At 41.1% G+C, this 9,261-nt stretch carries 10 protein-coding genes and 2 pseudogenes; 3 read left to right on the forward strand and 9 right to left on the reverse strand.

Features of this window, described 5'->3' with window-relative positions; all coding sequences use genetic code 11:
• The first annotated feature begins 14 nt into the window (after positions 1–14).
• Positions 15–611: an AbiH family protein gene (locus tag F0161_RS10865; protein WP_150204585.1), complete on the forward strand. Its 597-nt coding sequence runs from the start codon at positions 15–17 to the stop codon at positions 609–611.
• Between the two features lie 205 nt (positions 612–816).
• Here F0161_RS10865 and F0161_RS10870 read toward each other — a convergent pair whose 3' ends face one another.
• From F0161_RS10870 to F0161_RS10885, 4 genes are all read right to left on the reverse strand, one after another.
• On the reverse strand, positions 817–1,677 hold the full coding sequence (locus F0161_RS10870; RefSeq protein WP_150204586.1) for an ABC transporter permease: 861 nt from the start codon (positions 1,675–1,677) through the stop codon (positions 817–819).
• 1 nt (position 1,678) lies between these two features.
• Positions 1,679–2,542 (reverse strand): ABC transporter ATP-binding protein, encoded by an 864-nt coding sequence (locus F0161_RS10875; protein WP_150204587.1) that lies wholly within the window; start codon positions 2,540–2,542, stop codon positions 1,679–1,681.
• Between the two features lie 205 nt (positions 2,543–2,747).
• Positions 2,748–4,121, reverse strand: a complete 1,374-nt coding sequence (locus tag F0161_RS10880) for an MFS transporter (RefSeq protein WP_003690687.1) — start codon at positions 4,119–4,121, stop codon at positions 2,748–2,750.
• Between the two features lie 39 nt (positions 4,122–4,160).
• A complete protein-coding gene (locus F0161_RS10885; protein ID WP_150204588.1) occupies positions 4,161–5,690 on the reverse strand; it encodes a multicopper oxidase family protein in 1,530 nt (509 codons plus the stop codon).
• 126 nt (positions 5,691–5,816) lie between these two features.
• Here F0161_RS10885 and F0161_RS10890 point away from each other — a divergent pair, with 126 nt between their 5' ends.
• Complete coding sequence (locus F0161_RS10890) at positions 5,817–6,008, forward strand: hypothetical protein (RefSeq protein ID WP_003576326.1); 192 nt, start codon at positions 5,817–5,819, stop codon at positions 6,006–6,008.
• 128 nt (positions 6,009–6,136) lie between these two features.
• A pseudogene (locus F0161_RS11480) lies at positions 6,137–6,226 on the forward strand (cation transporter); the annotation flags it as partial.
• Between the two features lie 12 nt (positions 6,227–6,238).
• Here the strand turns inward: F0161_RS11480 and F0161_RS10895 are convergent.
• From F0161_RS10895 to F0161_RS10915, 5 genes and pseudogenes are all read right to left on the reverse strand, one after another.
• Positions 6,239–7,168 (reverse strand): annotated as a pseudogene (locus tag F0161_RS10895) (IS30 family transposase).
• A gap of 219 nt (positions 7,169–7,387) precedes the next feature.
• On the reverse strand, positions 7,388–7,969 hold the full coding sequence (locus tag F0161_RS10905; RefSeq protein WP_150204589.1) for a recombinase family protein: 582 nt from the start codon (positions 7,967–7,969) through the stop codon (positions 7,388–7,390).
• Positions 7,970–8,130: 161 nt separating this feature from the next.
• Positions 8,131–8,328: an SGNH/GDSL hydrolase family protein gene (locus tag F0161_RS11875; RefSeq protein ID WP_260158558.1), complete on the reverse strand. Its 198-nt coding sequence runs from the start codon at positions 8,326–8,328 to the stop codon at positions 8,131–8,133.
• A 21-nt stretch (positions 8,329–8,349) separates the two neighbouring features.
• The gene (locus F0161_RS11880) at positions 8,350–8,610 is read right to left on the reverse strand and encodes an SGNH/GDSL hydrolase family protein (protein WP_404825390.1); all 261 of its coding nucleotides are present in this window, start codon (positions 8,608–8,610) and stop codon (positions 8,350–8,352) included.
• Between the two features lie 209 nt (positions 8,611–8,819).
• Positions 8,820–9,257, reverse strand: a complete 438-nt coding sequence (locus F0161_RS10915) for a MarR family winged helix-turn-helix transcriptional regulator (protein WP_068281351.1) — start codon at positions 9,255–9,257, stop codon at positions 8,820–8,822.
• Positions 9,258–9,261 lie beyond the last annotated feature (4 nt).

The raw sequence follows: 9,261 nt of genomic DNA on the forward strand, positions 1-9,261 counted from the left end.
AATTAAGAGTTAAAATGCAATCACCGAAAAGCTTCAACGATTATTTAAAAACATTACAGAATGAAAAGTATAGAGAAAAGAGTCAACAGCTATTAAACAAATTATCTTCCAATGAACGCTATAATTTGTTGTCCTTTAACTATACAACTCCCTGTACAAAAGATTCCTCATGTAATATAAAACGAAATATACATGGAAAACTTGAAGACCATCCAATAATTGGGATTGATTCAAAAAATATAAGCCCTGATAGTCCAGTATTTAGGTTTACAAAAACTTACCGAATAATGACTTTAGCGAGTGAGAAACAAGATAAATTATTACCCCAAACCGTTAAAACTATAGTTTTTTATGGACATTCATTTTCTCCAGCTGATTACTCATATTTTCAATCGATTTTTGACTATTATAATATTTATGATAATGACATTACTTTGGTATTTTACTATTCTATTTATGATGAGAGTAAAGAACAAGAAATAAAACGAACTCAATTTAACTCTGTCTCTAAACTTATGTCTGAGTATGGAACAACTTTTCATAGTGAAAAAGGGGGGAATTTGATGCACAAAATGTTGCTTGAGGGTAGACTAATCTTGAAAAAATTGTAATAATAAAAATTATCCAAAATCAATTTTATCCAGCATAGTTTATTGGCTAGGCCAATATCGTAATGTGACTGCGTGTCGATGCAATTAAGGCAGATTCCAATTTAATCGGATTTTTATAGGCATTATTGATCCCTCGCAATTCACTTGGAATGCTTAATCAATAATCACAAAACATTGGTCTACTTGTTTCATCATATTTGCTATCTCAATCAACCGTTCTCACATTTTCCTTGCTTCGAATTAAGTCAACAATTAGTAAAACTGCTATTCCTAATAAAAAAACTATGGTAAGGAGCACAGTCGTTTGCATTCCAGTTAATAAATGATGCCACTCTAACTTAATTCCCATCGTTTTTTCAAAATGGCTTTGCTGACCATGAAAAGAGGTTTTTAATTTATCTGCCATAAGTATTTGTCGATAAACGGCTGCTACATATGCACCCGGAGTTAATTTGATAAGTAACTGCGCAAAGTTAGGAAGAATACCAATTGGAATATAGGTACCCACTAAAAAGCCAGAGGCCGTGCCAACAATTGTTCCTATAGCGTTCAAGGAATCAAAGCGACTAATAAACTGGATAAACAGCATATTAATTACAACTGCTAGTAAAGAGCTAAAAAGAGCAACGCAAATTACAGCTGGTAGCGACTCCCATGGCATGGTCAAGTTATCTGTGATTGAAAAGTATCCTATCATCAGTACGAACATAACTATTTGCATAATAAAGCCAATCAAAGCGGCACTTAACATATAGCTCATGGTGATTTCAAAATGAGAAAGGTCTGTTAAATAAAAATCTTTAATAACCTTGCGTTCTTTATCTTTTACTAATTGTCCAAGTGAGGTAAGGGTGGTTGTGATGGCAGTCACTGATAAAGTCCCTCCAATCAACCAAAAATCAAGTAATTGGTGAGAACTAGGGACAGTTTTCCAGCTACTTATCATTGACTTTTTTAGAAAGACAATATATAAGAGAAATGAAATCATTGCTCCCAATAATGAAAAGAATACTCCGGGGCGATTGCGGAAATACAACAGTAGATTTCTCCTTGTTAAAGTAATCATATCAACGCATCTTCCTTCCGGTTAATGACAAAAAAGCATCATCCATCGTCCCCTCTTGATAAGTGAACGTTTTAATGAAACTACGAAACTTTAATAATAATGAGAGTGCTTCGTCAGAATTAGCCTTTAAACAAATGGTTTTATGATTAATCTGCGTATGAATTATTTTACTTGGTATCAATGCCATTAATTGATCAGCTTGTTCAGAAACAATCACGAGTTTACTGCTAGAGTTTTGTGTTTTAATTTCATCAGCGGATCCGCTGGCAATTATTTTGCCATGATCAATAATATAAACCTCATCTGCATTGTCTGCTTCTTCAAGATAGTGTGTCGTCAAAATAATGGTTAAATTATTTTGACTTTGCAATGAATGCAACAATTTCCAAATTGCCGAGCGGGTTTGGATATCCAAACCCGTAGTTGGCTCATCCAAAAAAATAATATCAGGTTGATTAAGTAGAGCTCTTGCTATATCAACTCGTCGCCGTTGCCCACCAGAAAGTCGGCCGTATTTTTGATTAATAAATTCAGTTAACCCGATTTTCTGAATCAAAGCATCAATATGATTAGATTTGGCTTCTTTATAAAGTTTATTTCGAATACTCAAATTTTCCATAACTGTCAAATCATTATCTAAAATACTCTGTTGAAATACCATGCTAATCTTTATGTCTGGTTTCATCTTGATCATTCCACTGGTTGGATTTAAGATCTTTGTGAGCATCGATATAGTGGTTGTTTTACCAGCGCCATTGGGTCCTAGTAGAGCAGTTAAGCTTCCTTCTTTGATTGATAAATCAATATGGTCAACCACCACTTTTGATTGATAAGTTTTAGTAAGTCCCTTTGTTTGAATGATCATTATGTCGCCCTCTCTAAACTAGTATAACGTAATTATCGCATGTAAATCTCATCTTTTTATATTGCACTTCTTGCGATATCTGATAAAAGTTGTCTCAGGAATCAGCTTACATCCAACCCAGTCAAGCATGCTTAGTTGCAACAAAAATGACCGCCTACTTTTTGGTAGGCGGTCATTTTTGTAGATGCAAAGCACGAATTCGCAGCTATACCGCTTTCTTCGCGACTTCCTTTGGTAACGTCAACGCCAACAGCAAGCCAATCAGGCCCACGCCAGCAAACACAGCGAAGGTAACAGCAAAACCGCCAGCATGACTTCGCAGCGTGGTTTGCATGCCATCCAACAACACTGTGGCGAACATGACACCGGCAGAACCGAATAACTGACGAGCCGTCGTTGTAACCGCAGTGCCGTCTGCCACGAGCTCATTCGGCAAAGCATTCGCGCCAGCCGTCACTGAAGGCATCATCACAAAGGCATTGCCGGCTTCAGTCGCCATCGCCAACATAATTGCCCCAATCAGCGGTAAATGATGGGCAAAGACTGCTAACAGACCAAAGCCGCCAGTAATCAACAACATGCCAATCATGGCCACAACACGCGGTCCAAAGCGATCCAGTAGGCGCCCGCTAATTGGATTCAAAATACTCAGCAACACCGCAGCTGGCACTAAGGACAAGCCAGAAATCAACGGTGACAAACCAAGTAGCGTTTGAAAGTAAAGCGGCATCAGGATAGTGGTGACAATCAAACCGACGTATGAAATTCCGGTCAGAAACACCGCTTTAGTAAACATACCAGTGGCAAAAACTCGCATTTGCAACATTGGTGGTTGGCGATTCAATTGCCGAACAACGAAAATACCAGCTGCCAGAACGCCTAAAATCAACAAACCAACCACGCCAACAGTTAAGCCTTTTTTCGACAAAGCACCCAAGGCATAAAGTAGAATTGGAAAACTTGCGGATAAAAGGAAGGACACCCAGTCCAGTTGCGTCGGTTGCAATGGCATGACAGACGCAATGGTCACCGTTGAAACGGCCAATACAAGCAGCGAAACGACCAAGAAGAACAAGAATAAAGCCTGCCAAGGGAACCATGTCAGCAAAACACCGGAAATAATCGGACCGACTGCCAAGGCTGAGCCCATGACCAATCCCGCCGTGCCCATCACCCGACCACGCTCACTATGCGGCGTAATCGTCAGCAACACGGTCTGGAAACTCGGGAAAATAATCCCGACCGCAATCGCTTCAAGCAACCGGCCAATCATGAGCACGGTAAAACTCGGTGCCCAGATACATAAGCCTGTCCCAATGGCAAAAATGAGTTCAATCGCTTGGAAAAGCCGTTGGAAAGTAACATTATGCAACAGCCATGGGCTAACCGGAATCATCAAGGTCATCACCAACATAAAGCCGGTTGTCAGCCAAGCAACTGTATCCGCTCCTAAACCAAAAGCTTTCATAAAAGCAGGATAAGCGGTGCTTAAAGAAGACTGAGAAATTGACATCGAAAAGGTACCTGTCAGTAACGTGGCGACAAAAGCCCCGCGATGTTTGATCGTTGGAGAGTGCATATTAAAATCATCTTTTTCTATATTATTATTGTGGGACGTTTACATTTTCATTCCCATTTTTTCATAAGACTGCATACCGCCCATCCAAATCTCAGATGGTTTGACGCCACGTTCTTTAGCCAAGGCCATCATTAACGTATCCATATCCATCAATTTATATTCTTGCTTTGGCTTGGCTGTATCGAATGTTTCAATCTGTGCCATCATGCCGCCATCTTCGTGCTCAATGATATGGCAGTGATACATATAAACCCCTGGCAAATCAAAGCGAACCAGCAGCCGAACCGTTTCACCAGGATTCACGCCAATTGTATCTTTGAAACCATGTTCATTTGGATACGGCGCATGCCCATTCCGCGACAAGACTAAGAATTGGGTTCCATGCACATGGAATGGATGAACCATTCCAGGCGCATCATTGCTATTGGTAACATCCCAGTACTGGGCTTTGCCAATTGGTTGCGTGGCATCAATCCGCTGCATGGCAAACTTTTTACCATCAATCGCAACACCTTCGTCCATCCCCTGCATCACAACGTGGCGAACTGGCAAAGCCGGGTCAACCACTGGTGATTTCACATCGAACAACTTATCAGGCAAGGTAGTCTGATCCGGTTCGAACGCATGAATGCGGAACTTTAGCAATGGTACATCATCCGTATATAAGGTGACCTCGTCGCCTTCATGGTATTGGCCAAAATCAACAATCACTTCGGCACGCTCAGCACAAGTCATCATCAAATGGGTAAATTTGACCGGCTCCGGTAACAGTGAGCCATCCCCGCCAATTTGCGTAAATGGCAGGTCATCGGAAAAATGCAACCGCCATTCACGGCGATTAGCACCATCCAGAAAACGCAACCGGACCTTTTGCGTGGTGACATCAAAATAGGGATTGATTGTACCGTTAATCATTGCAGTTGGCCCAGCAACACCGTCAGGATCATAATCAGCCCGGTAGTCCCACTGGTTGTTCTCATGAAAACGCCGGTCTTGCAAAATGACCGGAATATCGTCAACGCCATAGTTCCTTGGCAATGGCAGGCTGGCTTCATGGTCGTCTTTGACAATCACCATGGCAGCCAAACCATGCCAAACCTGCTCGGCTGTGGATGGGCACGGATGCGCGTGCAGCCACAAAGTCGTCGCCGGTTGTTCCAATGTGAAGTCGATATGCTTACTTTCACCCGGATAAACCGGCGCATGGCATCCGCCATCAACATAAGGGCCACTGACATTAGCCCCATGCCAATGAAAAGTGGTCAACTCAGGCAGAGTGTTTTTCAGTGTCACATGCGTATGCTGACCACGGCGATACACAATCGTCTGACCTAACAGACTGGTATTATAGCCCCACGTCTTGGTCTTCGCCCCAGGTAACAGTTGCGTTTCCCCAGCCTCTGCTGTCACCGTGTAATAAACGTCGGTCGCCGTCTCTTTATCCGGTTTCAACAACGGCGGCACATTTAAGGGCTTCTCAGGCGCATCACTGACCTCAAGCGGCACGTACCCGCCATCATGGAGATCAAACGCTGGCTCATCAAAGAAATAGTCCGTATAGGTTTTCATCGTGATTTCCCCCTCTGACAAGAATTTTAACACTTTTTAGGATTGCCATAAACATAATTTAGAATTAATCTAAAGTAGTATCGAAAAATGGTATAGGTCTTATCCATACACTTGAGGAGGATTTTCATGCAACAAATGTCGAAAACAATGGGCTGGCTCATGCTGGCGTTAAATGTGGTGCTGCTGATTCTAATTGGTACCATGCACAATATGGCAGCGATGTGGTTAATGGGTCTGATTATGACTTTGGACGCTGTGACAGGGTTAGTTGCCGCTTATCGGCCCCAGTCAAGTCAACAACACGCCCACCAGCACTAGTTTGTTAAGAAGTTGCTGCAAGACCTTTCATGGAGTCATTGATCGGCGTTATATGTTGACATATACATATGTTGAATATATCATGTGTCTGTACTTAGATGAACAGTCACATGAAAGAGGGTCGTTTAATGCAGCAACTGTCAATGACGCAGAAACAAACCATGACGTCAGCCTTACGGGTTGAATATTTTTCAACGGCATGGATGGCATTTGAGTGGTAGATTGCAAATTTAATCCGAATTTTTTGACAAATTTGTCAGCATAACCTGATACGGTGTTTGCCAGTCGAGTATTTTAAGCGGTCGCTGGTTAATTTGGAGTAACGTCGTCGTTAAATCTTGAGCACTAATGTGCTCAAAACGAGTCCCTTTAGGATAAAAATAACGTAAATTCCGATTAAAGCGTTCATTACTACCACGTTCAGCTGGAGTATAAGCATGACAGTAATAGGTCTTAATACCATATTGTGATTCAAGTGATACTAGACCGCTAAACTCAGTGCCACGGTCCACCGTAAAACTATGCACCGGGCCATTAAAAGTTGCTAGAAACTTATTTAGGGCTTCATTAACAGTTACTGCTGTCCGGTTTTTTAATCGGTAGGCCCAAAGGAAACGTGATTTGCGATCGATTAAGGTTAATAAAACTGCCTTACTATGCCCACGGGGGCCAACAATTGTATCTAATTCAAAATCACCGATGCGATTACGTCGATTAACCACGATGGGTCGCTGTTCAATTGACCGCCCTAATGATTGATTATATTTAGAACGTTGGTCAAGGTTACGCCGTTGGCGCACGCCATGTTCAGGCAAATCATTTAAAGAAAACTCAATTTTCCCTTGATTTAACCAATTATAAATTGATTTAGTCGCTAGTTTAAATTCGTGAGCTATCATTTCTGGTGACTAACTTAGCCGTAAATGGTTTAAAATTATTTGCCTTAATTTGTCATTCAATTTAGTCTTTCGGCCACATCGTGACCGCTTGTATTCGGCATCTGTTTGGGCCACTTCGGCCTGGTAAGGTTCACATCGAGCTAATTCATAAGAAATTGTGGCAGGTGATCGTTTTAGGCGATCGCTCATTTGGATATTGGACAGGCCTAGTTCACAAAAGGTTTCGATTTTAATTCGTTCAGAATAGGTTATACTAGACAAAAGATCAGCACCTAAAAGATGGGTTTGTGGTAAACACCATTTTAAAGGAAGCTGATCTTTTTTGTCCGAACAGCGTTCGGATTAATTTTACAATCTACCATATAAACACTTTACCATACACGGTAAAAATCAAACTATTAGGGACATCACACGATTATTAAAAATCAGTCAAAATAGGAAATAATTTAAAATATCCTTTTTCATGATCTTTCACCTGTCTTAGATTTTAGAAGTATCACTTGGTTTCTCAATTAACTTAAACCGTCGCTGCTGCGTGCGTTTACTAATCCCCGTCTTTCGTTCAATCATCTTATAGGTCATGCCTTGTTTTCGCAGCTCATAAGCAAATCTGATTTGTTCATCAGAATACGTTTTCGGTCGCCCTTCCCGAAACAACGGGTCATGTTGCTTGGCATACAATTTACCTTCTTGTGTGCGCGTGACAATCATATCGCGTTCAAACTGCGCAAAGGCGCTAAATATCGTAAAGACTAATTGGCCAGTCGGCGTATTGTCAATTAAGCCCATATTCAAAATGTTGACTTTGACATTTTCTTTAAACAACTCTTGGATAATGGCTAATGCCTCACGCGTGTTCCGCGCAAACCGATCCAGCTTAGTGACAATCAAAGTATCACCTGTTTTTAGAGCGCGAAACAGTTTTTGAAAATCCGGTCGTTCAGTAGTTGTGCCGGTAAACTTTTCCTGAAAGATTTTTTCTGCTCCTGCCAATTTTAGTAACTCAATTTGATTTGCTAATTTTTGATCAGTGGTACTGACCCGCGCATAGCCATATTTCATCTTTTTGTCTCCTTACTTATGTCATTAAGTAATGACACGGTTCTAACCCTTTAATTATACAGTATCAAAAAAGAGGCCACAACTGTTAAGTTATGGCCCCGCTTTACTCTATCTAAACACTTTAATCATTATATATCAAAAACGTCAAGAAATATTTTTATCTAATCCTCTTTAACAGGGGAATGCTTAGCCACTTGTAGTGCCTGATTGATTACCTTGGCGTATAAAATATCACCAGCCCGAATGCCACCGAAGTGTACGCCATCTATCCCTTTGAAGACTTCTGGATGTTGCGCCGCAATCTTGCCCCAGTCGGCAATCGTAATGAACTTATACTTAGCTGGCAGACGCCGTTCCAAAACGGCCAACTTTGATGAATTTCAGTCAGCATCGGCCCGGGCATTATAAGGTGTCATCAGAATCAACTTGTGCCCCGGCTCCAAGTCATGAATGATCTTCATGGTTTGCTCTTCGTAATCATCCAGCGCGTTGGTCCTAATACAAATCACCGCGTACTGCCGTAACGTATAGCTTCGCTGCTGGTTCATCATGACTTTATACGCCAAGTTCATCGTCCGATCGCCCTTAATCTTTAAGCTTTGCCATTTTTTTAATAGCATGCCTAAATAGATGGTACACATCGCCGCAGGGCAGTGCTTTTCTAACATTCCAGCTACCAAGTGTTTTGGTAAAAATGTCCCTTATTCAGATAATTATTATTACAGGCAAAAATAATCTTAATGTTTAAATTTGCTTCACTTCAATAAAAGACCGGCCTGCTCAACCCCAAGGGTTTTAACGGACCGATCTTTATTTACATTAAGGCATCTTTACTTACTTTGAAAAACTTTTAATTTATCTTAGCCAGTTGTTGTGACAAAGTTTCCACTTGTTTAGTCAACTTCTCCAAATCGTGACTTTGGTTGAAAGTTTTTAAATTTGCTTGCACTTGCCGAACGCTCCTTTGGACAGTTTCTTGGCCATTAGTAGTCAAGGTTAGCCGCACAATTCGTCGATCAGTTTGATTTACTTGTGATTGAATTAAATTATCTTGAATCAGTCGCCAAGTGTTTCTGAAAATTAGTGTGCGCTTAACTATGAACGCATCAGCTAATTCACTAGCAGTGGCTTGTCCGTGTTGTTCCAGATAGATTAATATTCCGCACTCACGCATTGAGAAACCAGTTGTGGTCAGCCCTTGCATTAACATCTGGTATGCTTGTTTCTGAATAGCCTGTAGGGTTGCTAAGCTCTCAAACTGGATCTTAGTTTGCCGATGATTTAGCATATAA

It is taken from the genome of Paucilactobacillus nenjiangensis (assembly GCF_008632615.1).
GTDB classification, from domain to species: Bacteria; Bacillota; Bacilli; order Lactobacillales; family Lactobacillaceae; genus Paucilactobacillus; species Paucilactobacillus nenjiangensis.